23 protein-coding genes and 1 tRNA gene are annotated in these 25,524 nt (G+C 51.8%); 8 read left to right on the top strand and 16 right to left on the bottom strand.

Annotated elements, in window-relative coordinates; genetic code table 11:
• Window positions 1–96 precede the first annotated feature (96 nt).
• The 4 genes from RIN69_RS15255 to RIN69_RS15240 form a co-directional block, all read right to left on the bottom strand.
• Window positions 97–1,326 carry an integrase domain-containing protein gene (locus tag RIN69_RS15255; protein ID WP_157352637.1) on the bottom strand — a complete coding sequence of 410 codons (1,230 nt, stop codon included), beginning with the start codon at window positions 1,324–1,326 and terminating at the stop codon, window positions 97–99.
• A gap of 216 nt (window positions 1,327–1,542) precedes the next feature.
• Window positions 1,543–1,619: transfer RNA gene (locus RIN69_RS15250), tRNA-Pro, on the bottom strand.
• Window positions 1,620–1,690: 71 nt separating this feature from the next.
• Window positions 1,691–3,445, bottom strand: a complete 1,755-nt coding sequence (gene yejM / locus RIN69_RS15245; protein WP_313852821.1) for an LPS biosynthesis-modulating metalloenzyme YejM — start codon at window positions 3,443–3,445, stop codon at window positions 1,691–1,693.
• Between the two features lie 21 nt (window positions 3,446–3,466).
• Window positions 3,467–3,694, bottom strand: a complete 228-nt coding sequence (locus RIN69_RS15240; protein ID WP_313852820.1) for a YejL family protein — start codon at window positions 3,692–3,694, stop codon at window positions 3,467–3,469.
• A gap of 152 nt (window positions 3,695–3,846) precedes the next feature.
• On the opposite strand from RIN69_RS15240, the gene yejK reads away from it, so the two are divergent.
• Window positions 3,847–4,851, top strand: coding sequence for a nucleoid-associated protein YejK (gene yejK / locus RIN69_RS15235; protein WP_313852819.1), 1,005 nt, complete (start codon window positions 3,847–3,849; stop codon window positions 4,849–4,851).
• A gap of 86 nt (window positions 4,852–4,937) precedes the next feature.
• On the opposite strand, the gene rplY is transcribed toward yejK, so the two are convergent.
• Both rplY and RIN69_RS15225 read right to left on the bottom strand, forming a co-directional pair.
• The gene (rplY, locus tag RIN69_RS15230; protein ID WP_313852817.1) at window positions 4,938–5,222 is read right to left on the bottom strand and encodes a 50S ribosomal protein L25; all 285 of its coding nucleotides are present in this window, start codon (window positions 5,220–5,222) and stop codon (window positions 4,938–4,940) included.
• A 141-nt stretch (window positions 5,223–5,363) separates the two neighbouring features.
• Complete coding sequence (locus RIN69_RS15225) at window positions 5,364–7,118, bottom strand: DEAD/DEAH box helicase (protein WP_313852816.1); 1,755 nt, start codon at window positions 7,116–7,118, stop codon at window positions 5,364–5,366.
• 194 nt (window positions 7,119–7,312) lie between these two features.
• Here RIN69_RS15225 and rsuA point away from each other — a divergent pair, with 194 nt between their 5' ends.
• The 3 genes from rsuA to RIN69_RS15210 all read left to right on the top strand — a co-directional run bounded on the left by rsuA (window position 7,313) and on the right by RIN69_RS15210 (window position 10,003).
• Complete coding sequence (gene rsuA / locus RIN69_RS15220) at window positions 7,313–8,017, top strand: 16S rRNA pseudouridine(516) synthase RsuA (protein WP_313852815.1); 705 nt, start codon at window positions 7,313–7,315, stop codon at window positions 8,015–8,017.
• 38 nt (window positions 8,018–8,055) lie between these two features.
• Entirely contained in the window at window positions 8,056–9,255 is a 1,200-nt protein-coding gene (locus RIN69_RS15215) for a Bcr/CflA family multidrug efflux MFS transporter (RefSeq protein ID WP_313852814.1), read from the top strand.
• A gap of 403 nt (window positions 9,256–9,658) precedes the next feature.
• Entirely contained in the window at window positions 9,659–10,003 is a 345-nt protein-coding gene (locus tag RIN69_RS15210; RefSeq protein WP_313852813.1) for a YejG family protein, read from the top strand.
• 5 nt (window positions 10,004–10,008) lie between these two features.
• Here RIN69_RS15210 and yejF read toward each other — a convergent pair whose 3' ends face one another.
• From yejF to RIN69_RS15170, 8 genes are all read right to left on the bottom strand, one after another.
• Window positions 10,009–11,598 carry a microcin C ABC transporter ATP-binding protein YejF gene (gene yejF / locus RIN69_RS15205; protein ID WP_313852812.1) on the bottom strand — a complete coding sequence of 530 codons (1,590 nt, stop codon included), beginning with the start codon at window positions 11,596–11,598 and terminating at the stop codon, window positions 10,009–10,011.
• A gap of 1 nt (window position 11,599) precedes the next feature.
• On the bottom strand, window positions 11,600–12,625 hold the full coding sequence (locus tag RIN69_RS15200; RefSeq protein ID WP_313852811.1) for a microcin C ABC transporter permease: 1,026 nt from the start codon (window positions 12,623–12,625) through the stop codon (window positions 11,600–11,602).
• On the bottom strand, window positions 12,622–13,719 hold the full coding sequence (locus tag RIN69_RS15195; RefSeq protein ID WP_313852810.1) for a microcin C ABC transporter permease YejB: 1,098 nt from the start codon (window positions 13,717–13,719) through the stop codon (window positions 12,622–12,624). Before RIN69_RS15195 ends, RIN69_RS15200 begins: the two co-directional genes overlap by 4 nt.
• A gap of 10 nt (window positions 13,720–13,729) precedes the next feature.
• Window positions 13,730–15,538 (bottom strand): extracellular solute-binding protein, encoded by a 1,809-nt coding sequence (locus RIN69_RS15190; RefSeq protein ID WP_313852808.1) that lies wholly within the window; start codon window positions 15,536–15,538, stop codon window positions 13,730–13,732.
• Between the two features lie 117 nt (window positions 15,539–15,655).
• Complete coding sequence (locus RIN69_RS15185) at window positions 15,656–17,227, bottom strand: cyclic di-GMP phosphodiesterase (RefSeq protein WP_313852807.1); 1,572 nt, start codon at window positions 17,225–17,227, stop codon at window positions 15,656–15,658.
• 265 nt (window positions 17,228–17,492) lie between these two features.
• Window positions 17,493–18,065 carry a bifunctional murein DD-endopeptidase/murein LD-carboxypeptidase gene (mepS, locus tag RIN69_RS15180; protein ID WP_313852806.1) on the bottom strand — a complete coding sequence of 191 codons (573 nt, stop codon included), beginning with the start codon at window positions 18,063–18,065 and terminating at the stop codon, window positions 17,493–17,495.
• 504 nt (window positions 18,066–18,569) lie between these two features.
• The gene (locus tag RIN69_RS15175) at window positions 18,570–19,277 is read right to left on the bottom strand and encodes a phosphatase PAP2 family protein (RefSeq protein WP_313852805.1); all 708 of its coding nucleotides are present in this window, start codon (window positions 19,275–19,277) and stop codon (window positions 18,570–18,572) included.
• A 35-nt stretch (window positions 19,278–19,312) separates the two neighbouring features.
• Window positions 19,313–20,296 carry a CobW family GTP-binding protein gene (locus RIN69_RS15170; RefSeq protein WP_313852804.1) on the bottom strand — a complete coding sequence of 328 codons (984 nt, stop codon included), beginning with the start codon at window positions 20,294–20,296 and terminating at the stop codon, window positions 19,313–19,315.
• A gap of 112 nt (window positions 20,297–20,408) precedes the next feature.
• On the opposite strand from RIN69_RS15170, the gene RIN69_RS15165 reads away from it, so the two are divergent.
• Window positions 20,409–20,741 carry a hypothetical protein gene (locus tag RIN69_RS15165; RefSeq protein ID WP_313852802.1) on the top strand — a complete coding sequence of 111 codons (333 nt, stop codon included), beginning with the start codon at window positions 20,409–20,411 and terminating at the stop codon, window positions 20,739–20,741.
• A gap of 96 nt (window positions 20,742–20,837) precedes the next feature.
• Here RIN69_RS15165 and yeiP read toward each other — a convergent pair whose 3' ends face one another.
• The gene (yeiP, locus tag RIN69_RS15160) at window positions 20,838–21,410 is read right to left on the bottom strand and encodes an elongation factor P-like protein YeiP (RefSeq protein WP_313852801.1); all 573 of its coding nucleotides are present in this window, start codon (window positions 21,408–21,410) and stop codon (window positions 20,838–20,840) included.
• A 193-nt stretch (window positions 21,411–21,603) separates the two neighbouring features.
• On the opposite strand from yeiP, the gene RIN69_RS15155 reads away from it, so the two are divergent.
• On the top strand, window positions 21,604–21,858 hold the full coding sequence (locus RIN69_RS15155; protein WP_313857764.1) for a YkgJ family cysteine cluster protein: 255 nt from the start codon (window positions 21,604–21,606) through the stop codon (window positions 21,856–21,858).
• Between the two features lie 6 nt (window positions 21,859–21,864).
• Here the strand turns inward: RIN69_RS15155 and RIN69_RS15150 are convergent, their stop codons facing one another.
• Window positions 21,865–23,043, bottom strand: a complete 1,179-nt coding sequence (locus RIN69_RS15150; protein ID WP_313852800.1) for a sugar efflux transporter — start codon at window positions 23,041–23,043, stop codon at window positions 21,865–21,867.
• Window positions 23,044–23,449: 406 nt separating this feature from the next.
• Between RIN69_RS15150 and fruB the strand changes: the two genes are divergently transcribed.
• Window positions 23,450–24,583 carry a fused PTS fructose transporter subunit IIA/HPr protein gene (gene fruB / locus RIN69_RS15145; RefSeq protein ID WP_313852799.1) on the top strand — a complete coding sequence of 378 codons (1,134 nt, stop codon included), beginning with the start codon at window positions 23,450–23,452 and terminating at the stop codon, window positions 24,581–24,583.
• Window positions 24,580–25,518 (top strand): 1-phosphofructokinase, encoded by a 939-nt coding sequence (fruK, locus tag RIN69_RS15140; RefSeq protein WP_313852797.1) that lies wholly within the window; start codon window positions 24,580–24,582, stop codon window positions 25,516–25,518. The genes fruB and fruK overlap by 4 nt, the downstream gene beginning before the upstream one ends.
• Window positions 25,519–25,524 lie beyond the last annotated feature (6 nt).

Raw genomic sequence — 25,524 nt, 5'->3', positions numbered from 1 at the left:
ATTCAATGATAATTTATCTGTATTTCTTTGTTGGATGATATGAATGGTTTGGCAGGTGGCTATTGAATATTAATCTCTCAGTTTAAAATAATTGTATTAACTTAATGAAGCAGAAATATGAAATAAGCCATTTGAAGCATTGACAATATATTGCCCCCACCAAGCCATCATCTCTCTACGTTGTTCCAAGTATTGGGCACGGTTATAAGCTCTTCTAACCTCATTTGTATCAATGTGAGCCAAAGCTGCTTCAATCACGTCAGATGGGAAACCTTTCTCATTAAGGATAGTTGAGGCAATTGATCTCATACCATGAGCTACTAACAGATCTTTGAATCCCATTCGTTTCAGCGCCATGTTAGCAGTCTGACTGTTCATCGGTTCAAGCGGGTTTCGATAACCGGGGAAAACAAAATCTCTATGCTGACTAATTGGCTTCATGACATCTAATACACCAAATGCCTGCTCTGACAACGGAATGACGTGTTCCCGTTTCATTTTCATTCTGCCAGCCGGAATGCGCCATTCCTTAGTCTCAAAGTTAATCTCATCCCAGCGGGTCATTGCTGCTTCTCCGGGTCTTGTCATAGTCAGTAGCTGCCACTCGATGAGACAACGTGTTTGTCTGCCAATACTGGCAAATGCGAGAGTCTTCATCAGAAGGGGAAGTTGTTCAGGTAAAAGGGCAGGGCGATGTTTAACTTTAGGTTTATGGAATGTTCTACCAATTCGCGCTGCTGGGTTTGAACTGACTAAACCAGAGTTCAGAGCGAAATCCATGACTTCGTTGATACGTTGTGTAAGCCGTTTTACTGTTTCCAGCCTGCCTGCTGCATGTGTAGGTTCAAGAGCAGCAATGAATTGCTGAGCAGTAATGCTGGAAATGGGCATAGAGCCAATATGTAGGAACACATACTTACTCAATGAACGCCAGATATCATTGAGAGTGTGAGTTGCTAAACCCGCAGCTTCTTTCGTCTTAAACCATTCCGCTGCAACTTTTTCAAATGTGCTTTCACTCACACTCTTTTGACGAAGCTGCTCTGACTTTTTATGCTCCTGTGGATCGATGTCTTTGCTCAAAAGGGAACGAGCTACCTCACGATTCTGTCGGGCTTCGGATAGTGTGACGGAAGGGTAAGAACCGAAGCTAATCATGGCTCGTTTGCGAGTGTAAGGTTTGTAGTAACGGAAACGCCAGAGCTTCGAGCCTCCAGGAGTAACCTGCAATTCCAGACCATCTCCATCGTAGAGAACTAATGCCCGTTCAGTAGCTTTGGCGTTCTTAACTTCTGTGTTGTTTAGGGGCTTGGTCTGTCTTGCCATAAGCAGTCTCCATTCTGTTCCTTGGAAGGCTTAGGCATATCTAAAAAGGCAATCTTAGAAACGTATGCCCACAGGTATGCCTAAATCAGGTGGATTCCACTTTATCAATCTGGATTTCGCTAGACAACAGAAAAACAGCAGGTTGAGGTAACCTACTGTTTAAACTGTTTATTGTAGTTTTGTCTGGACATCACCGGACAAAACGTTGGGATAATTTGGTCGGCACGAGAGGATTTGAACCTCCGACCCCGGACACCCCATGACCGTGCGCTACCAGGCTGCGCTACGTGCCGAACAGTGATTTTATACTACCTTTTCCGCGATCGATTGCAAGCCAGAAATCGCTTAACTGCTTAATTAATAATCAGTTAGCAATGAATCGTTTTTCTTCCGTCAGCACCTGTAACAGCAGCGCCAGCTGCGGTTTATGGTCCTTCAGGCGCTCGCCTTGCCGATCGTAAGCCTGATAGCTGCCGTTGTTATCCAGGACCAGCGTAATTTGCGGCGTGGTGATCACTAACTGGTGTGCCTCGGTGCTGGCGACCCAATTATGACGACGTTGGGCAGCAAACAGATCCTCACCCTGAGAGTACTCTCCCGGTGCGGTACGCACATGTAACAGGCGTTGCATCAGCGTGGTCATCACATCCTGATGATTGGTCAGCTTATTCACCTGCTGCGCCGGTGTATTTGGCCAGTGCACTACCAGCGGAACTTGCAAGATGGCGCGGTTACCCTTGCTGTTATCATGATCATTAAGTGCCACACCGCGCTGTGCGGTGATCACCACCACGGTGTTTTTCAGCAGGTCTTTCTCTTTTAATCGATCCAGTACCTGTTGAATCTGCTGATCTACCTTGCTAGCGCTGCGCAGATAACGACGGCTGAAATCCTCAGCGTTACTGTCCAGATCGTTCAGGCCATCGTAGGAAATATAGGAGAACCACGGCGTGCCGTTAGGTTGCTGTCTGTCCAGCCAGTTTTCCCACTGCGCGGTGGTTTGCGCATTGGACTGGTTTGCCGAAGAGGGCAGGGAGAAGTCGGTCAGCAGCGCCTGGCGATACAGTGGCGAGCTGAAACCATCCGAAGCGAACAGGCCGAACTGGTAACCTTGTTTACTCAGCGCATTCATCAGCGCCGACGGAATGCGTGAGGACAATACGCCGTCCATATAGCTGGGTGAAATACCATAGAACAGGCCGAACAATCCGGCATCGCTGGAACTACCCGCACTGAAATGCTGGTTAAAGCGCACGTTTTCCGCGGCAAATTGACTCAGATTCGGCAGAGCTTTGGCCATTGAGGCTTCATTCAATCCATCAACGGTAATCACCAGCAGATTGTTTTTACTGCCAGCATCGCGGAAGCTGATATCGCTCAGCGGATAAGCCACCGATAGCGCTTCCGGATTACCCTGCTGAACCAGACGGCGCTGGTATTCCTGGGCATCCAGCAGGCCATGTTTCTCAAGGAAGCGACGAGCGGTCATCGGATAAGAGAGCGGCAGATTAGCGCGCTGCATGGTTATCGGACGATAGAAGTTGGCATCAGCCCAGATATACATCAGGTGGCTGGTAAAGAAGGCGGTAATAAACAGCGCCGCCAGCGGCTTACCGAAGCTGCGCCGGTTCAGGCTGCGCAGCTTCTGCCAGCTCCAGGTAGCAAACAGCATCTGCACGAGGAAAATCAGCGGCAGGCTGATAAACATCAGCTGCCAGTCGCGCGCCATTTCGCTTTGATCGGGGTTGACCACCAGTTCCCACACCACCGGGTTAAGGTGCAGGTGGAAACGGTTAAACACCGCGCTGTCAACTAACAGCAGCGTCATCCCGGCCGTGGCAACAATCGCTGAGAGGAATCTCATCAGCCGTTGTGACATCACAATAAACGTCAGCGGGAAGATGATCAGCAGATAGGCAGCAAACACCAGGAAGCTAAAGTGACCAATCCAGCTGGTAAACGCATAGATACGACCGGGTAATGAAGAGGGCCAGTCGGCTATCAACAGGAAGCGGCTGCCTAAAATTAAGGCAAAAATGATATTAAACAGAGCGAACCAGTGCCCCCAGCTAATCATCTGGGAGACTTTTTCACGGTAGCGCTGCCGGTTGGTTACCATAGTCGGGTCTGGATCATCACATTAATGGGCTTTATCTTCGCGGACTGAAGACTGAAGTGCATCGGCGAAGGAACGAGCCAGCACGCGGCGTTGAGCCGGCGCAACGCTGGTATTGATTAAATTGGTCACCATATTTCCTAAAACCATCAGGGAAAGATCGGTTGGCGTCTGGTTTTTTTCCAGCACGTTGACCAGTTCGGCGAGGAGCTTCTCCACGCGTTCGTCGCTATAACGGGATGATTGTGGCATAAGTAGAATTATTCAAGTATTAAAGGGCGGTATCTTACCGTATCAGCGCGATTTTTACCGCACTTTTATCGTAAGAAGCATGTTAATTGGTGGTTGATTGAGGCGTCGCGCAGTGATTGAATACGCGCCTGTGCCATAAAGGAGAGTCTACCATGAGTCTGGATATCGACCAGATTGCCCTTCACCAGCTGATTAAGCGAGACGAGCAGACGCTGGAGCTGGTATTGCGTGAGTCGCTGCTGCCAACCAATGCCACCGTTGAAGCGATGGTGGAAGAGCTGCATCGCGTTTACAGCGCTAAAAGCAAAGCCTACGGTCTGTTCAACGAAGAGAGCGAGCTGGCCGATGCACTGCGCAATTGTCGTAAAGGCGAGGACGATTTTCTCGCATTTAGCCGTGCAGCAACCGGCCGGTTGCGTGACGAGCTGGCAAAATATCCCTTTGCTGAAGGCGGCGTGGTGCTGTTTTGTCACTATCGCTACCTGGCGGTGGAATATTTGCTGGTCGCAGTGCTAAGCAGCCAGAACAGTATGCGTGTCAATGAAGAGCTTGATATCAGCACGACGCATTATCTTGATATTAATCACGCAGATATTGTAGCGCGCATCGATCTGACCGAGTGGGAAACCAATCCGGAGTCAACACGCTACCTGACTTTCTTGCGCGGGCGAGTTGGCCGTAAAGTTGCGGATTTCTTTATGGATTTCCTTGGTGCCAGCGTCGGCCTGGATACCAAAGCGCAGAACCGCGGCCTGTTGCAGGCGGTTGATGACTATTGTGCGGAATCGCAGCTGGATAAAGGCGAGCGGCAGAATTATCGTCAGCAGGTTTACAGCTACTGTAACGAGCAGTTGCAGGCCGGTGAAGAGATTGCGTTGGAAGATCTCTCTAATGAGTTACCACCACTGGGCGAGAAAAGCTTCCAGGCGTTTACTCAGGATCAGGGCTATGAGCTGGAAGAGAGCTTCCCGGCGGACCGTGGCACCCTGCGTCAGCTGACCAAATTTGCTGGCAGCGGTGGCGGTTTAACCCTGAATTTTGATGCCATGCTGCTGGGCGAGCGCATTTTCTGGGATCCGGCGACCGATACGCTGACGATTAAAGGTACGCCACCAAATCTGCGCGATCAGCTGCAGCGTCGTACCGGCGGTAAGTGACGGATGTGGCGGAAGCTGTTCCGCCCGATCGTCAGACAAAAAAAAACGCCGCAAATGCGGCGTTTTTTCTTCAACCCGTTCGGCAATTAAGCGCGAACGAAGTCGATGTGGTGCAGTTTTGGCTTGAACGGGTGACGCTGAACAGCCTGAACTTTAACCTTAACTTCTTTACCATCAACAACCAGAGTCAAAACGTCGGTATAGAACTCAGGCTTAACCTGCATGTTCATTACGGAGTCGTGGTCCAGTTCGACAGCAACAGCTGCATCTTCACCGCCATAAATGATGGCCGGGAATTTGTTAGCTAAACGCAGGCGGCGGCTCGCACCCTTACCCTGCTCTTTACGGGTTTCTACATTGATAGTGATCATTGTTGATTCTCTTCAATAAATGTTCCTGCTACAGGCGACCCAGCAACAGGTTGGATAAACGGTTTAAATCGTTCAGCTTCCGCATAGCAAAAGCGGGCGGCATTATAGCGATGTTTGCCGGCTCGGGCAATCAATACAGCGTCAGCGCAACTCATTAGCGCGCCGGAAGCGGCCCTGATAGTCGAAAATTTTTTCGCGAACCTGCCAGAACTGGCGCTGCTGGCGAGCGACGACAAAGTCGGGATGGCGCAGCAGCGGCTGCATTGCTACCACGTCCGCTGCGCTTTCCCAGCCGAGCGGAACGCCGGGGGCGCGCTGATGAGGGCGCATAAACAGCTGTTCAAAAGCCTTACGCTGCGCGGGAGTTTTCAGCCGGAAGCGCTCACTGACGCTGGTGCCATCTTCATCAAAATAGCTGGCCTTCAGCCATTCACCTTTCTCATCGCTGCCGTGGGTCAGTTCCATACCGCCGCAGCGCAGTACCAGCGCATCCTTCAGCTTTAGCGCCGCTTTCAGCATATCGTCGGGGTCGACCAGTATTGCATCACATTGATGGCAGCGACGGGCGGCAATATCATTTTCTGCATTGCAGTGAGGGCAGCTTTTAAAGCGAAAACGGTAATCACACTGTTCGCGATGGCCATCATCATCTTCCAGTACTCCCTGACAGCGACGGCCAAAATGCTCAATGATGGTGCCATCGGCGGTGGTTTTTCCCCAAAAGGTATTGGCAAAACCGCAGCCGGGGCAAAACACCTGCACCGGCTGATTATCGCTTTTCCCCTTGGGTGCGCCGACTTCCGGCGTGTAAAGATCATGAGGATTTCCGGCATAATCCAGGATCAGGCAATCGCTTTTGCCTTCACACAGGCGTAAACCGCGACCGACAATTTGCTGATAGAGGCTGACGGATTCGGTAGGGCGCAAAATGGCGATCAGATCAACGTGCGGCGCATCGAAGCCAGTGGTTAACACCGACACATTCACCAGATAGCGTAACTGCTGATCTTTAAACGCGTTGATAGTGGCATCGCGCTCCGGCCCCGGCGTATCGGCACTGATTAACGCTTTACCCTCCGGCAGTAAGCCGAGGATCTCTTTGGCATGCTCGACGGTGGAGGCAAAAATCATCACGCCTTTTCGGTCGGCGGCAAACTCAACAATTTGTTGAATAATAAGCGGGGTGACTCTTTGCTGCTGTTTCAGCTCACGGTTCAGGTCGGCCTCACTGAACAGACCATTTGCCTGCGCGCTAAGCCGACTAAAATCATATTGCACCACTGGCATATCCAGCCGCTCGGGCGGCACCAGAAAGCCGTGTTTAATCATATAACGCAGTGGCAGTTCATAAATGCAGTCGCGAAACAGCGCTTTTTCGTCACCGCGCACCATGCCGTGATAATGAAACTGATAAATCCAGCCTTTACCGAGGCGATAAGGGGTGGCCGTCAGGCCAAGCAGACGCAACTGGGGATTATGTTGGCGCAGATGCTGGAGGATTTGCTGATACTGACTGTCTTCGTTATCGCTGATGCGGTGGCATTCATCAACAATTAACAGTGAAAAGGCGCTGTCAAACAGCGGCAAATTGCGCGCGACCGATTGCACACTGCCGAATACCACTTTACTGCGGCTCTCTTTGCGTTGCAGCCCGGCGGCAAAGATATCGGCCTCCAGTCCGTACGCCTGGTATTTACTGTGGTTTTGCGCCACCAGTTCTTTGACGTGCGCCAGTACCAGCACGCGACCACGCGCCAGTCGCGCCAGTTCGGCGATCACCAGGCTTTTGCCGGCACCGGTCGGCAGTACAATCACCGCTGGTTGCTGAGAACGACGGAAGTAGCTGAGCGTAGCATCAACCGCTTCCTGCTGATAGGGACGCAGAGTAAACGACATGACAAGACAACAATTCTGGAAACAGAGTCGCATTATGCCATGAAAGCCAGTGAACGGCGCGATCGCCTCTGTTAGCCGCGCGGAACTCTGGTTATACTGTTGCAAATACCTTTCCGGGCGTACGCCGCCTTTCAAACGTTTGTCGCAAGGCAGACGTCGGACTTCATTTCAAGAAAACAGGCAAAGCAGATTTAATGCGACTCGATAAATTTTTATCTCAGCAACTGGAAATCAGCCGGGCAATCGCTGCACGCGAAATTCGCGGTAAACGTGTCACGGTCGATGGCGAAATCGTTCGTGATACCTCATTTAAACTGGAGCCAGAGCACCAGGTTGAGTATGACGGTAACCCGCTGCAGCAGCAGTTCGGCCCGCGCTACTTTATGCTGAATAAACCCGAAGGTTATGTCTGCTCGACTGACGACCCCGATCATCCCACAGTGCTCTATTTCCTCGAGGAACCGACCGCATACAAACTGCATGCGGCGGGGCGTCTGGATATTGATACCACCGGGCTGGTGCTGATGACTGACGATGGTCAGTGGTCGCACCGTATCACCTCACCGCGTCACCACTGTGAGAAAACCTATCTGGTGACGCTGGAAAATCCGCTCAGTGACGATACCGCGCAGCAGTTTGCCGATGGCATCCAGCTACATAATGAGAAATCACTGACTAAACCGGCACAGCTGGAAGTGGTCAGCGACAATCAGGTGCGTCTGACCATCAGCGAAGGGCGCTATCATCAGGTGAAACGCATGTTTGCCGCAGTCGGTAATCATGTGGTGGCACTGCATCGTGAGCGTATCGGTGAAATCACGCTGGATGAAGATCTGCAGCCAGGCGAATATCGCGCGCTGACGGCAGAAGAGATCGCCAGTGTCGCGGTACCGCGCTAATAAACGTCAGCTATTGCATAAGGTATTAAGGAGCCCGGGTGCGGAAGGATAAAAACTCTTCAGTGGGATTAGTGGTTATTCTCGGCCTGCTGGCCATGTTAATGCCATTATCAATTGATATGTACCTGCCGGCACTGCCGCAAATCGCCAAAGAGTTTGCGGTTCCGGCGGGCAGTGTGCAGATGACGCTGAATGTCTACATCCTCGGTTTTGCGCTCGGTCAGCTGTTTTACGGGCCAATGGCAGACAGCTTCGGACGCAAGCCGGTGATCACCTTTGGCACGCTGGTGTTTGCGCTGGCAGCTGCCGCTTGTGCCATGGCACAAACCATCGATCAGTTGATCAATATGCGCCTGCTGCACGGTCTGTCGGCTGCTGCCGGTAGCGTGGTGATAAGCGCGCTGATGCGCGACAGCTACTCGAAAGAGGAGTTTTCGCGCATGATGTCGTTTGTCATGCTGGTGACTACCATTGCGCCGCTACTGGCACCGATTATCGGTGGCTGGCTGCTGATATTCTGGAGCTGGCACGCTATTTTCTGGGTGATCTCTGCGGCAGCGGTAGTGACTACCGTGCTGGTGGTGACGCAAATCAAAGAGACGTTGCCCAAAGAGAAGCGACAGCGGTTTAACTTGCGCACGATGCTGGGTAATTTTCTTTCGCTGCTGCGCCATAAGCGAGTCTTCAGCTATATGCTGGCCAGCGGTTTTTCATTCGCCGGACTATTCTCGTTTCTGAACGCCGGGCCGTTCGTTTATATTGAAATTAACCATATTTCGCCGCAGGACTTTGGTTACTACTTTGCGCTTAACGTAGTTTTCCTGTTTGTCATGACGCTGATTAACAGCCGCTTTGTGCGCCGTTTTGGCCCGCTGGCGATGTTCCGCCTCGGGCTGCTCATCCAGTTTGCCATGGGCATCTGGCTGCTGGTTGTCAGTGCGCTGGATCTCGGCTTTATACCGCTGGTGTTGGGTGTGGCGATGTTTATCGGCTGTGTATCAATGGTGTCATCTAATGCGATGGCGGTCATCCTCGATGAGTTCCCGCATATGGCGGGTACGGCTTCATCGCTGGCAGGCACCATGCGATTCGGTATTGGTGCGCTGGTGGGCATCCTGCTGTCCACTTCCACCTTTAACAGTGCCTGGCCAATGGTATGGGCTATTGCGCTCTGCGCCACCGCCTCGATTCTGTGTTATCTCTACGCCAGCCGCCCACGTAAGGCCAGCATCAGTTGATGGAATACGGGATGGGAGCCGTTTTCGGCTTCCATCCAGACGATATTCCCGCCGCTGGTTTCAATGATTTTCACATCAAACAATCATCGCGTAGAGTCGCCAGGTCGCGTCCTTACTGGATCTACTCAGTTAATTCTGAATTATGTTGCTTTAATGTAAAATTAGGCGCATAAAAAAGTAACCAAATTGCAGCAAAAATGGTTGTGATCCCGGCTTTAACGCGGTACATATAACGATAAAACGAGAGCTGACTCTCAAAAATAATGTCGTAATAGTAAATTTTTTCAAAAACGCGACGGCTTGCATTGACGTAAATCGCAGTATTTGACCAAGGGAATCTAAGGTCGCTGCTTGTCTGCAGCCAAAGCAGTCGTGGATTTTTGCTCACCGCTGGGGATTTGATTTGAATACTTTACAGCTTTCGGTTGTTCATCGCCTGCCGCAAAGTTATCGCTGGTCTGCCGGGCTGGCTGGTGGCTCTGTTGAGCCGCTGGAAATCAGCGCATTAGCCCATGATAACGATCTGATTGGCCTTAAATTATTAAGCCATGATGGTGAACTGGCCTGGGAAATCATGCATAAGCTGAAGGCGGCGCTGGCCGACATTCAGGTTGAGTGCGCGGTAGTCGAATGGCAGGGCGAACCCTGCCTGTTTGTTCATCGTGATGATGAAAGTGCGACAAACTGTCGTTTGAAAAATCAGGGTGTGGCGATTGCCGAAACCTTTTCGGCGATCAATCCTTTTTGATTTCGCTATGCCAGCGCCAGCAACTGCCGGGTATACTCCTGTTGCGGCGCGGCAAAAACCTGCTCGCACTGACCTTGTTCAACCACTTCGCCCTGACGCAGTACCACCACCTGATGACATAATGAACGCACCACCTGCAGGTCATGGCTGATAAACACATAGGCCAGACGGTGCTGCTGCTGCAATTTTTTCAGCAGGGTCAGGATCTGCTTCTGCACTGAACGGTCGAGCGACGAGGTCGGTTCATCCAGAATAATCAGCTCTGGTTGCAGGATCAGTGCGCGTGCAATTGCGATGCGCTGGCGCTGGCCGCCAGAAAATTCAGCCGGGTAGCGATGGCGCGTTGCCGGATCCAGCCCGACTTCCTGCATGGCCTGAATCACCTGCTGCTCGCGCTGCTGTTGCGTCAGCTGTGGGCGATGCACCTGCAAACCTTCCGCAATAATTTGTGTCACATTAAGCCGCGGATTAAGTGATGAGTTAGGATCCTGAAACACCACCTGGATGCGTGGACGCACCGACAGCATCTGCTTACGGCCCCAGCTGTGCAGCGGTTTATCATCGAACCAGATATCCCCTTGTGACGGGATCAGGCGCAGTAGCGCCAGGCCGGTGGTGCTTTTGCCGGAGCCAGATTCACCCACCAGCCCAAGGCTTTCGCCCGGACGCAGCTCAAAGCTCAGCGCTTTCAACGCGTGATGGTGATCGACCACCCGACGTAACAGCCCACGCTTGATCGGAAAGGAAACCTGCAAATTTTCAACGCGCAGCAGCGGCGCTTTGTCACTGTCGGCTGGTGCCGGCCGACCTTCCGGTTCGGCATCGAGCAGTTTGCGCGTATAGGCATGTTGAGGGGCGGCAAATAGCTGGCGGGTAGAGTTATGTTCCACCGCCTGGCCGTTTTGCATCACCGTGACGTTATCTGCCAGTTGTCGCACGATATTCAGGTTATGGGTTATAAACAGCAACCCCATGTTCAGCTCTTGTTTCAGCTCTTGCAGCAGCCTGAGAATTTGCGCCTGTACCGTGACATCCAGTGCGGTAGTCGGTTCATCGGCAATCAACAGTTCAGGCTGGGTCAGCAGCGCCATCGCGATCATCACGCGCTGGCGTTCACCGCCGGACAGCTGATGCGGAAAGTCATTAAGCCGGCTTTTTGCCTGGCGAATACCAACCCGATCGAGGCAGTTCAGCATCTCCGCGCGGGCGGCTTCACGCCGCATACCGCGATGCAGTGACAGCACTTCATACAGCTGCTTTTCAATATTATGCAGTGGATTCAGCGAGACCATCGGTTCCTGAAAAATCATCGCCATCCGATTGCCGCGCAGGCTGCGCAAGGTGCGGTCGTCGGCCTGCAAAACATCGTGACCGGCGAAATAAATTTCACCGCTCGGATAAAGGGTGGGCGGCGTAGGCAACAGGCGCATAACCGATAAGGCCGTGACGCTTTTGCCCGAGCCGGACTCGCCGACCAGCGCCCGGGTTTCACCGGCTTCAACCGACAGCGATAAATGACTGACCACCTGCTGTTGGCTGCTGCCCTGACGAAAGGCGATGCTGAGATCCTGAATAGTAAGAAGTGGCGTACTCATATCAATGCACCTTGCTCGGATCGAAGGCGTCCCGTACGGCTTCGCCAATAAAAATCAGCAGCGACAATAAAATCGCCAGTGAAAAGAAACCCGCCAGCCCCAGCCACGGTGCCTGCAGATTATTTTTACCCTGTAATAACAGCTCACCTAACGATGGCGAACCGAGAGGTAAACCGAAACCGAGGAAATCCAGTGAGGTCAGAGTGGTGATCGAGCCACACAGGATAAAGGGTAAAAAGGTCAGCGTAGCGACCATGGCGTTAGGCAATATATGGCGCAGCATAATACGGCTGTCGCTGACGCCCAGTGCCTGCGCCGCGCGGATGTAATCAAAGTTACGCGCGCGCAAAAACTCGGCGCGCACCACCCCAACCAGGCTCATCCAGCCAAAGATCACGGTGATGGCCAGCAGCCACCAGAAGCCCGGTTGCACCACGCTGGAGAGCAGGATAATCAGGAACAGCGTCGGCATGCCGGACCACACTTCAATAAAGCGCTGACCAATCAGATCAACTTTGCCACCGAAGTAGCCCTGGGTAGCTCCGACCGCAATGCCAATCACGCTGGAAACCAGCGTCAGCATCAGGCCAAACAGTAACGAGATCCGCGTGCCGTAGAGAATACGCGCCAGTACATCACCGCCGTTGGCATCAGTGCCGAGCCAGTTCTGACTGGAGGGCGGCGAAGGGAAGGGGACATCGGTGGCGAAGTTAATCGTGCTGTCGCCAAAGCGGATCGGTGCCCAAAGTACCCAACCGTGCTGTTCCAGTCGCTGCTTCAACCACGGATCCTGATAGTCTGCCGTGGTCGCCAGCGGTCCACCAAAATCTGTCTCGCTATAATTAAACAGTACAGGCGCATACCAGCGATTCTCATAATGCACCATTAACGGTTTATTATTCGCCAGCAGTTCTGCACACAGGCACAGTACAAACAGTACGGCGAAGATCCACAGTGACCAGTAGCCCCGCCGGTTCTGACGAAAACGCCCCCAGCGCGCCTGGTTAATCGGTGATAAGCGGCTCATCGGCGTCCCTCAAAATCAATACGTGGGTCGACCAGCGTATAGGTGATATCACTGAGAATATTCAGCAATAAACCCAACAGGGTGAAAATATACAGAGTGCCAAACATCACCGGATAATCACGCTGGATAGTGGCGTCATACCCCAGCAGGCCGAGGCCATTTAACGAAAACATCACTTCAATCAGTAATGAGCCGGTAAAAAACATACTGATAAAAGTGGCCGGGAAACCGGCAATCACCAGCAGCATGGCATTGCGAAACACATGGCGATAGAGAATTTTCTTCTCGTCGAGTCCCTTGGCGCGTGCGGTGACCACATACTGTTTACGAATCTCATCCATAAATGAGTTTTTAGTCAGCATGGTCAGGGTGGCAAAGCCGCCAATCACCGTCGCCAGTACCGGCAGGGTGATATGCCAGAGATAATCGGTGATTTTGCCGTACCACGGCAGCGTATCAAATTGCGGTGAAGTCAGGCCGCGCAGCGGGAACCAGTCAAAATAGCTGCCGCCGGCAAACAGGACTATCAGCATAATAGCGAACAGGAAAGAGGGAATGGCGTAGCCGACGATGATCATCGTGCTGCTCCAGATATCAAAGGCGCTGCCGTTATGTACCGCTTTTCTGATCCCGAGCGGGATCGACACCAGATAGATAATCAGCGTGCTCCATAGCCCAAGGGTGATCGAAACCGGCAGGCTCTCTTTAATCAGCTCAATCACTGAGGAGCTGCGGAACAGGCTGTCACCAAAATCAAAGCGCGCATAATTCCACAGCATAGTGAAATAACGCTCGTGCAGCGGCTTATCAAAGCCGTATCGTTTAGTGATTTCGGCTATCACTTCAGGATCCAGCCCGCGTGAGCCGCGATACTGATTATCGCCGGGATTACTGGCATTCAGCGCCTCGCGTCCGCTACTGCTGCCGGCGGAATCGCCGCCAGGCAATCCGGTCGTCTGCCCGAACTGGATATTGGCAATTGCCTGATCGACCGGGCCACCCGGCGCGATTTGCACAATAAAAAAGTTAATGGTGATAATCGCCCACAATGTCGGGATCACCAGCAAAAGTCGACGTATAAGATAAGCGCCCAAACTCTACTCCTTAACGGCGTTGGGCCGGCAACTGTGCGGCTTTGTTAACATCGTACCACCAGTTGTCTAAACCAACGGAATAGGTGGGGATAACGGCAGGCATGGAAAACTTATTCCAGTATGCATAGCGGTCGTCGGCGTTGTACCACATCGGGATCATGTAGTAGCTCCACAACAATACCCGATCCAGCGCCTGACCGAGCGGAAGCAGCGCGGTTTTATCGCCCTGATGCTGCATAATCTGCTTAACCAGCCCGTCGATTATGGGGCTTTGCACGCGCGGTGTATTCCAGCTGGAATCGATATATTCCGATACCCAGCGGGTCTGCAGCGCGCTGCCGGGTGAGGGGATCGCACGGTAGACGGTTGGAATCATATCGTAATCACCGGTGCGCCAGCGCCGCAGATATTGCGAGCTGTCGACCTGACGGATATTAATTTTAATACCGAGCCGCTCAAGGCTGTGCTGATAAGGCAGCACCCATTCGATATTGCTGCCACTGCGTAACAGCAGCTCAAAGCTGAAGGGTTTACCGCTGTCGACATTAACCAGCTGCCTGTTTTTCAGTTCCCAACCCGCCTGTTTCAGCAGATCGAGCGCTTTCAGCAGGTTTTTTCGGTCGTAGCCGCTGCCGTCGGAAACCGGCGGCTGATAGACGGATGTAAAGACTTCATCGGGAATTTTGCCTTTCAGCGGCGCCAATATTTCCAGCTGGGCGGCATCGGGATATCCCTTCGCGGCATACTCGGTATTCTGGAAGTAACTGTCAGTGCGCTTATAGGCGTTGTAAAACAATGCCTTATTCATCCACTGGAAGTCAAACACCAGGCCAAGCGCTTCACGCACCCGACGATCGCTGAACAGCGGTTTCTCGGTGTTAAATGCCAGCCAGGCGGTATCGGTGGTGACGGTATTTGGCCGGACATCTTTAATAATCAGGTTGTTAGTAAAATTATTACCGCGATACTGCGTTGCCCATTTTTTCGCAGAGCCTTCAGCGCGGAAATCGAAAGCGCCGGCTTTGAATGCTTCAAAAGCGACATTATCATCGAGGTAGTAGTCGTAGCGTTTGGTATCAAGGTTATAGCGCCCGCGGTTAACCGGCAGATCGGCCGCCCAGTAATCTTTTACCCGGGAATAAGTAATGTACTGTCCGACCTTGTACGACGTAATACGGTACGGCCCGCTGGAGAGAGGAGGATAGCCAATAGGTTCGTTGAATTTATGATTTTTCCAGAATTTTTCCGGTAAAACTGGCAGGCTTAAAAAGCCAAGCACCAGATCTCTGTCGGGCTTCTCCAGCTCGATGCGCACCGTCAGGCGTGAAATTGCCCTTACTTTCACACCTCTATACACCACGCGGAACTGTGGCACGCCTTCCGTCATAAATTTGTCGAAGGTAAAGGCGACATCAGCAGCGGTAATTGGCGACCCATCCTGAAAGCGGGCGTGGGGATTAATATTCACTTCTGCCCAACTGAAATCACTGGGATAGCGGGCCGATTCTGCAATCAGCGGATAATAGCTACCGATTTCATCATCGGAACTGGTAAACAGCGTGTCGTACAGGCTCTCGGTACCGATGCCGGGATTACCTCGCGAGGCAAAACGATTGAAATTATCGTAGGTACCGATTGCCGACAGCGTCATTTTTCCGCCTTTCGGTGCGGCGGGATTAACGTAATCGAAATGGGTGAAGTCAGTCGCGTATTTAGGTTCGCCCAACTCTGAGAAAGCGTAGCTCTCGTTAATGACTACTGCCTGTGCTGACAGCCCGACAACACTGAACGAAAAAAGAATAACCAGGCGCAATAACATCGTGTTGGTCAGCTCCAAAGCGAAGAGGAAAACAGAATTAACTCAGCGTAGCAGCATTGACCCCTTTACCGGTGGCTTAGCGTGGTGATGCTGCTTTTATTGTTTATTAGCTGGCTATCAGGATAAAGCGGTTTGCCGCGTTTGAAAATATCCAATCAGCTGAGAAACCGCCATTGGTCGCGCAAACAGATAACCCTGCATATGAGTCACGCCACGCCTAACCAGCCAGTTGGCCTGCTCATCGGTTTCTACACCTTCGGCAACGGTACTGAGATTTAGTTTCTTCGCCAGATTTAATACCGCATCCAGCACCGGTGAGGTGACGGTTTCCATGCCGATGCTTTGCACAAATCCACGATCGATTTTCAGATAGTCAAACTTAAACTTCTCGAGATAGATCAATGCGCTGTGTCCGGTACCGAAATCGTCAATCGCGATCTTAATCCCCTGCTGATGAATCCAGTCAAAGATTTCGCAGGCGTTGCGCTCGGAAACCATCGTGCGTTCAGTAATTTCAAACACATAACTAAAATGATTCGCTGGCATGGCGTTGATCCAGTTGCTGACGTCATCACGAAAAGTGCAGGAAGAGAGGTGAGCAGGCGAGATATTAATCCCCATTTTGGTACCCGCTGGCACCACCTGGCGTAGCTTGTGCGCATCCTGAGCCACCAGCTGAAACAGATGGCGGGTCAGAGGGATGATCATGTTTTGCCCTTCGGCATAGCTGATAAAAGTATCCGGTGGGATATTACCTGCGGTGGGGTGGGTCCAGCGCATCAGCGCCTCAAGGCCGTAAGGCTCCCCGGTCGCGGCTTCTATCAGCGGCTGGTACTCAACGTGAAACTCACCGCGTTTAATCCCCAGCAGAATCTCTTTACCCGGGCGTGGGCGCAGCGTCAGTAAAACAAAGCTGCTGCTGCTTACCAGCACCGCCAGTAATAAACCAGCCAGCAACAGCGTGTGAATATCACCTTTTGGCAGCGCATTGCCGTACAGATAAATGGTTAGCGGGTATCCCGGCACGTTGATGGTGCGCAGCGATTTTCCCGGTAGCTCAGCAGCAACCATCATCCGATCGCTCCAGCTGGTTAACGCTTTATCACCTACCACCAGCGCCATACCTTTTATTTCCTGCCGCTGTGAAGCCAGCATCATATAAGGTGAAAGATTGATATTCAGCGTGGTCATTATGCCGGTGCGGTCTGAGCCTGGCTGCTTAAGCCAGAATACCAGCGCTGGCCTGTCCGGCACCTTTGGCGTACCCGGGATCAGCGTCAGGTCGAGATCTTTATCAAGATCGGTTTGTGGGGTAAAAGTGCTGACCGCGAGGGAAAACGCGCCGGTGGCGGAAGAGCAGTAAGCGATACCGTTATTCACCAGCAAAATGGCACGAATATTATTGGTAAACGCTGCCCGCGAAGTCAGCTCACTGTTGATCGGTCTGCAGGGAGCAAGGCTTAAAGCGTTCAGCGGTTCCAGCGTGGTTTTTACTTCAGTTAGCAGGTTGAGAATAATGGACTGCGTGTGCGATGCCAGCTGGTCGTGGTTTTGAGCGCGTTTCTGGACAGTCATCATCAAGGTGATAGTGATAAATAGCAGGAAAAAAGTGAAACCAACTGCAGCACTGACCCACGCAATCTTACGCGTATTTGTCACAGGATGCGTAACCAGTGTTGATAGTGGCATTGCGTTTTATCTCCCGCTTTAGCCTGATTTTTATAGGAATTTTGACACTGCCATTCTCTGGAAATCTGCTCTGCAGGATATAACGTTGCTGGGGCGGTTGTCTCGATATTATTATGATTAGCAAAACTATTTTTTGGATATAAATAGTTGAATAATGTTAATAGTACCTCATCATTAAGAGCTGCGGATGGCGAATTACGCCCATAAAAAAACGCTGCCGTAGCAGCGCTTTTATCAATCTCATTTCGCAGACTTCAGGGTAAAATCAGCTTTGCGTTCGGCTCAGAACACGTCGGCCATCGCGGTAACGTTTTTTCCAATATGAATCATTCAGATTGGAAATCATTACACCGCTACTGGTCGATGCATGCACGAAGTTGTCATTACCTAAGTAGATGCCAACATGTCGTCCTGTTGAACCAGCGCGGAACAGCACCAAATCACCGGGACGCAGCTTACTGCGTTGAATACTTTTACCGCTGCCCTGCTGCTCTGAGGTTGAGCGAGGCAGATCCAGACCAAACTGTTCACGGAAGGTCACCTGAACAAAAGCGGAGCAGTCGATGCCGCGTTTGTTGGTGCCGCCAAGACGATAACGAACGCCTTTCCAGTCAGCATATTGTTCAAGGATACGTGACTTGATGTCCACGTTCTGAACCATCTGTTCGAATTCATCCTGAGACGCTTGAAGTAAAAAACCGTTCTGATTTTTAACTGCATGGGTCTCAGTTTGTGCGTTGTGACCGTTACTGGTAGTACATGCCGAAAGCATTGTCGCGAGAGCGACCGCGGGAATGGCCCGCAGAATATATCTCAGTATAGGTTGAGACTTGACCATTGTGTTTGTTATCCCTTGAAGTCCTTAACGACACAGGCCGTTAGCAAGTTTGCGAAACGAAATGAGATTAATTAGGCCAACCGCGTAAGACAAATCCTGAATTACTAAAATGTGTCAACGAGCACACTTTATATGTAAAAAAAGGAAAAATTACACTGCTTTTGCCCAATCCGAAACGAGATTACCCGATTAAAAGCCCGGTGGCGAGGGGTTTTAACCACTTTTTTGTTAGTTTTTTTTATTAGAAACAATAGAGTAAAATTCAGGTTAAATTATCAACAACCTTAAGTTAAGAACGGCTCAACCGAAGGCAGAATTAAGCGGCCAGCGAGGATAAGAAAGGTAAATAAGAGTAATCCCGCTGGACAGCAGCGAAATTAACGACTTAGACGTGAAGAGTGATACGGATTTTTACTGATATTTGATTAGCGAGCTAACAATATATATTGCTGCAATTTATCCGCGACTGAGATACAGGTTTCAGACTCAGTCGCGGAATCGACTTTACCGCGTTGGCTTATATTTGCCGGGTAAGATGCGGGTAAGCCAGTTAACTAACAGATCGCTGGCGGGTGTCATCAACCACCAGCTCAGGCCAACCAGCACCACCGACAGGGAACCGACAGCGATATCGGTAAACCAGTGCGCACCGGCCATCACGCGCGGCAGGCCAAATACCACAAAGATCAGCAAACCGGTCAGGAATGCGCCTTTGCCGAAATAGCGCAGCATAAACCCGGCGAAAATCATCAGCATCATACCGTGATCGCCAGGGAAGCTGTCGCTGGAGGCATCTTTTGCCGGAATGCCGGTGATTTCACTGACGCGATGCACATTGTCAAAGTACAGGGTAGGGCTGGAGTGTTTAACCGGTAACAGATGCCCCAGTTGATTAAGCACCACAGCAGTCAGCAGCATCGTGATACCAATCGCAATCAGTCGCCGACGCCCGGGCGGTGTTTCGCGCAGCCAAAACTTCAGATACAGCAAACCCATTGCCAGCAATGAAATTGCATCAAATCCGCGGAAGTTAGTAATCGCGATCAACCATACCAGCGGCTTGTTAGTCGCCATATGATCGTTGAACCAGTAGAAGATTGATTTATCGATGGGGAACCAAAAACCGTGCCCGGGAAGTAAGTACCAGGATAAAAACAGTGCGATGCCAAGGACGTTCAGACCCAGTATCGCTACTAAGCGATTAGTATTCATAAGGATTCAGTGTAAGTTAAAAATAACAGCGTAGACTATGTCAACGTTTCTAAACGAAGCTTCAACAAGCTAGCTTGAAAATTATTCCATTCAATATCATTTTCATGGATCAGTTCTATACGGCTATCGGGCGGCGCGGCCGGGCGCGTTTCGATTTGCAGATCCTGTCCCTGACGGTTGATACTCAGTAGCCCTTCAGCGATGCGAAGTACGCCTTTCACCCGCGTCACGGGTGCAAGACGTGCCCACTCCAGCACGCCGATGGTATCAAACACCGTATCCTGATCGAAGATCCAGCCACAGGCATAATAGCCCTGACCCTGATTCAGTGCCCGCCGCCAGCGCGCATTAGCATCGAGACGAAGCGCCGCGAGACCACTTTTGGCATGGCTGTGGGGATGCTGCCGGGCATCAGGCAGTTGACGCAAATTGCTGCGCGGGGTATCGAGTAAGGCGGGATCGATGTTGCCAAACTCAGCGCTGACTAACTGACGGTCGTCGAGATATTGCTGTTGCCATGCTGCCAGCGCCGCCCGATCGGCTGGCTGCCAGCGATCCTGTTTGTTGGCGATAATAATGTCTGCTGCCGCCAACTGATCGCGGAAGTTTTCATTATCAGTCACTCTGGTATCACTCAGCTGCCGGGGGTCGAGCAGTGCCAGAGTCGCGTTAAGCGTCAGCCACGGCTGATAAACCGCATCATTCAGCATCGCCAGAATCTGTTTAGGATGGCCGAGACCAGTGGGTTCAATCAGTAAACGATCGGGTTTGGCCTGCTTTAGCAGCATATTCAGGCCGACCTGCATCGGTAAGCCATTGACGCAGCACATACAGCCGCCGGGAATCTCTTTCAACACTGCACCGCTCTTAGCCAGCAGCGCGCCATCAATGCCAATTTCACCGAATTCGTTAACCAGCACCGCCCATTTTTCATGCTGCGGCTTTTGCGCCAAAAGATGCAGTAACGTGGTGGTTTTTCCGCTGCCGAGAAAGCCAGTTATCAGATTCACGTTTGTCACATCTTGCTCCTCGCACCAGGAAATTCTGCATTATTTATTAAAGTGTTGTTTACCACTGCCGTTTAACTCATCAGGGAAATAAACCAGCTACAGTTAAAGGTGAGGTTAATCAATGTATGAGGTCAAAATGAACAGCATTCAGTCAGCAACCCTGATAGTGCTTTTAGCCTCATGGACGAGCAGTGCAGTTGCCGGTAATGGCGCAGTTTCAAACTCAGGTGTTATCCATTTTCACGGCACCATCGTTGATGGCGGCTGTGATATCAATCCGCAAACAAATGATAAACTGGAAATGTCTTGCTTCGATACGGGCAAGACCATTACCAATACCGCTTATCTTAACGCCTCGCTGCAACATAAGTTGCCACTCAACCGGGGAACCACAGAGATGCGCTGGATAGATCACAGCAAAAAAATGGGCATACTCACCGTAAGCTATAACTGATTAACTGCACTGTCTGAGCAACATTAAAGGCGTAGTTTAATTGTTATAACATAACAATATCGGCGATGCACGTTGCCATCGCCGATAACAAAATCGTTACTCACTGCGGCCCATATAGCGACGCTCAGCAATATGGATGCGAATTTTATCGCCGTTGCTGAGATATTCAGGTACCTGAATGACTAAACCGGTCGCCATCGCAGCAGGTTTGGTTCGCGCACTGGCAGAAGCACCTTTGATGCCCGGCGTGGTTTCCACGATTTCCATATCTACCGTTTGCGGCAGTTCCAGCGCCAGAATCTGGCCATCCATGGTCAATACCTGGATACCCGGCATGCCACCCTCAGGAATAAACAGCAATTCTTCGGCGATCTGATCCTGTTTAAAGTTATAAGGCGTGTAGTCTTCATCATCCATAAACACATATTCATCACCATCAATGTAAGAGAAGGTGACCTGACGACGGCTCAGGGAGATGGTATCAATGATATCGTCGCCCTTAAAACGCTCCTCAACCTTCATGCCAGTACGGATGTCGGTAAAGCGCATTTTATACAGAGTTGAGGCGCCGCGTGCGCTTGGGCTCTGAACTTCAATATCTTTTACCAGCAGTAATTTGCCGTTGTGGCTGACGGCCATGCCGCGCTTAATTTCGTTTGCTCTTGCCATTGGATAGTCTCATAAAAGCGGTGTGCTGAATTTATCGCGACAAGTTACTCGCGGCGGGGCATTCAGGCAAGATCTGCGCAGCGCAGAAAGTGAAATTTGCGGGATATTATGGAAGGTAAATTGTAACGGTTGTCATAGCTTTCATGCCTGGCGACTGCTATTGTCGCGCTTTGCTTTAATCCTGAGCGTGCAGATGCAGTGTCGTCCTGATTGTGGTGCCTGCTGCACCGCCCCTTCTATCTCTTCGCCGATTCCCGGCATGCCAAACGGTAAACCCGCCAACACGCCATGCATTCAGCTTGATGCGCAGCAACGTTGCAAAATCTTTGCCTCGCCGCTGCGGCCAAAAGTGTGCGCCGGGTTACAGCCGGCGGCTGAGATGTGCGGCAGCAATCGCCAGCAGGCGATGGTCTGGTTGTTGCAACTGGAAGCGGATACTTGCGCCTGAACTGCATCAGGCATCTTTAATTTGCCACATGCAGTAGAGTGTGCCGAGCATCATCAGTAACGTGCAGTAGAATACCGCGTGATAACCCCACAATTCAGCCACCACGCCGGTCAATGAACCCGCGAGGATCCAACCAACCCGGGTGGAGTTACTGAACAGTGTCGTCGCCGCGCCTGCCTGTCCGGGCATTAAATCCTGAAAATAGAGCATGCCGATACCGACCAGTATGCCTATAAAAATGGCGTTCAGCCCCTGTAACAGCAGCAGTGGCACGGTGCTGTGCACCAACAGTAATCCGGCAAAGAATAACAGGCCTGAAACCGTCGCACAGCGCATCAGAGTGCGTTTACTGAAGCGTCTGGCGCAATAACCGGCGATCAGCATCACCGGAATTTCCAGCCCTGCCGCCAGCCCCATCAGTTGCCCCGCCAGCTTTTCCGGCAGATCCAGTTCGTGTACCAGATACAGTGGCATATTTATCAAATAGATGCCGGTAGAGGCCCACATCAGGGTGCAGCCGATAAACAGCAGCAGTGTATCGCGACGATGTCCGATTGGTGCTTGCAGCGTCGCGGTAGTTTTTACCACCGTTTTTTGCATTGAGGGCAGCAGAAATCTGACGATCAGCGCACAGCAGATAAAAGCGCAGGCGGCGCAGGCGTACATCACCTCAAAACCGAAACCGAGTGCCAGCGCGAAGGCCACCGGAGGCCCAATCACCCATGCCAGTGAGATCTGGGCGCGCATAAAGGTGGTAAACATCACCGCTTCGCGGCCGGTGCGATCGGCATGTTCCCGCGCCAGCGCGAACATTTGCGGATTGGCAGTTGAGCCAAAGCTGGAAAGCAGCACGCCGATAAACAACAGGACAAAGTAGTTTCGGTTCCAGGCAAACAGCATTGAGGCGAGAGCGCCGAGCAGGCAACAGAAAAAGATCAACGATCTGCGGTCGCCTTTGCGGTCGGAACGTGCCGCCAGTAGCTGACTGACCGCAATACCAATCACCGCGCTGCCGGTGAAAAATAGCCCGACCATAAAGGGACGCGCATGAACTTCAGTCGACAGAAACAGGCTGAGCGTCGGGGTCTGTAGAGCGCCGGCAATACCGGTCAGAAAAGCCACCACCAGAAAGGCTGCCGAACTGATATCGGGCAGGCGGCGGGTGGTTGCACCTGGAGTTTGCATGAAAGATGAATAGCCTTATGAAATGAGCGTGCAATTCTACGCTTCTGATCTATTTTTAAAAAGGCGTTTCATTTGTTGAAAATGCTCTCCGGCATTTTTTGCAAAAACGCAGCGTTAGCGTGAAAAGCTGAAGTTTGCTGATGTTGCTGAAGCCAGCTTATCGTAAATTCCTATTGCTTCAGCAAAATCGGCATGCACCCCCGCAGTTTTCTGAAAAATCCTGACGAAATGTGCGTGAGGTCAAAAATCTGCTATATCACTTCGGTTAAAACTTGCCAGTAAGGAGCATGCTGTACCAAACTCCTTGAAACGTTTCAGCGTTGTCTCCTCAGTTTGTTCGTCGGCAGATGACGCTTTTTTTCTCAATATAGCTGAAACGATTCAATTTCGGCGGGAGAGGAGAATTATGTTCCAGTTAGATGTTAAAGCCATTCACACCGGCGCCAGTGCCAGCGATAAAGAAGACGCTATTCGTCAGGTTGCTGCCGCGCTCGCCGCTGCGGGCAATGTTGGCGATGCTTATGTTGATGGCATGCTTGCGCGCGAAAAACAGACCTCAACCTATCTCGGGAATGGCATTGCGATTCCTCACGGTACCACCGATACCCGCGATCTGGTGCTGGAAACCGGCGTTCAGGTTTTCCAGTTCCCAGAGGGGATTGCCTGGGGTGAGGATCAGACTGCTTATGTCGCGATCGGCATTGCCGCGCGTTCTGATGAGCATCTGGCGCTGTTGCGTCAGTTGACTCATGTTCTGAGCGACGACAGCGTAGCTGAACAGCTGAAAACCACCACTTCCGCCGAAGAGCTGCGCAGTATCCTGATGGGCGAGAAGCAGGGTGCAGAATTTAAATTTGATACTTCATTGATTGCACTTGATGTCGCTGCCAGCGATCTGATAACGCTTCAGGCACTGAATGCCGGCCGCTTACAGCACGCGGGCGCGGCGGATGCGAGTTTTGTCAGCAGCGTTATCTCCGCTCAACCTCTGAACCTTGGTCAGGGCATCTGGCTGAGTGACAGCACCGTGGGTAACCTCGGCAGCGCTGTGGCCGTCAGCCGGAGTGCAAAGGCTTTTGAGATTGAAGGTGAGAAAGCCGCAATGCTGATCACCGTGGCGGTTGCCGATGAGCAGCCGCTGAAGGTGCTGAACTATTTAAGCGATCTGCTGATTAATCAGAAAGCTGATCGTCTGTTAAATGCCGATGCTCCGGGAGTATTAGCGCTGTTAACCAGCGTTGTTGACGAGCAGGCTGAAGTGCTGACCGCAGAATTTACCATTCGTAATGAGCACGGTTTACATGCGCGCCCGGGTACGGCGCTGGTCAGCGTGATTAAACAATTTAACAGTGACGTTACCGTGACTAACCTTGATGGCAGCGGTAAACCGGCTAACGGGCGCAGCCTGATGAAAGTGGTGGCTTTAGGGGTGAAAAAAGGTCATCGCTTACGCTTTACCGCCAGCGGCGAAGATGCACAGCAGGCGCTGGATGCCATTGAACAGGCGATCACAGCCGGACTTGGCGAGGGGGCAGCATGAGCAGACGTGTCGCAACGATTACCCTGAATCCGGCCTATGACCTGGTGGGTTATTGCCCTGAGATCGAGCGTGGCGAAGTTAACCTGGTGAAAACCACCGGCCTGCATGCGGCGGGCAAAGGAATTAACGTTGCTAAAGTACTGAAAGACTTGGGTATCGACGTCACTGTTGGTGGTTTTCTTGGTAAAGAGAATCAGGATGGATTTCAGCAGCTGTTCAGCGAGTTAGGTATTGCCAACCGCTTTCAGGTGGTGCCGGGTCGTACCCGTATTAACGTTAAACTGACGGAGAAAGACGGTGAAGTGACCGATCTGAATTTCTCTGGTTTTGACGTCAGCGGGCAGGACTGGGAGCGCTTTAGCGCCGATTCCCTGAGCTGGCTTGGCCAGTTCGATATGGTGTGCGTTAGCGGCAGTTTGCCAGCGGGCGTGTCGCCGGAAGCCTTTACTGACTGGATGACTGCACTGCGCACCCATTGCCCTTGCATCATTTTCGACAGCAGCCGTGAAGCGCTGGTTGCCGGACTGAAAGCGGCACCGTGGCTGGTTAAACCTAACCGTCGCGAGCTGGAGATCTGGGCCGGTCGTAAACTGCCCACGATGCAGGATGTCATTGAAGCCGCTCATGCGCTGCGCGAGCAGGGCATTGCCCACGTAGTGATCTCTCTCGGTGCGGAAGGCGCACTGTGGGTGAATGCTTCCGGCGAGTGGATCGCGAAACCACCAGCCTGTGAAGTGGTCAGCACCGTTGGTGCCGGTGACTCAATGGTCGGCGGCCTGATTTATGGCCTGCTGATGCGCGAGTCCAGTGAGCACACGCTGCGTCTGGCAACGGCAGTGGCGGCAATGGCCGTCAGCCAAAGTAATGTAGGCGTTACCGATCGTACCCAGTTGGCCGCAATGATGGCGCGCGTCGACCTGAAACCTTTTAACTGACAGCAG

Source organism: Winslowiella toletana (assembly GCF_032164335.1).
In the GTDB taxonomy this organism is placed as follows: domain Bacteria; phylum Pseudomonadota; class Gammaproteobacteria; order Enterobacterales; family Enterobacteriaceae; genus Erwinia; species Erwinia toletana_A.
Note: the sequence above shows the minus strand (reverse complement) of the source record. Positions and strands in the feature narration are given on the sequence as shown.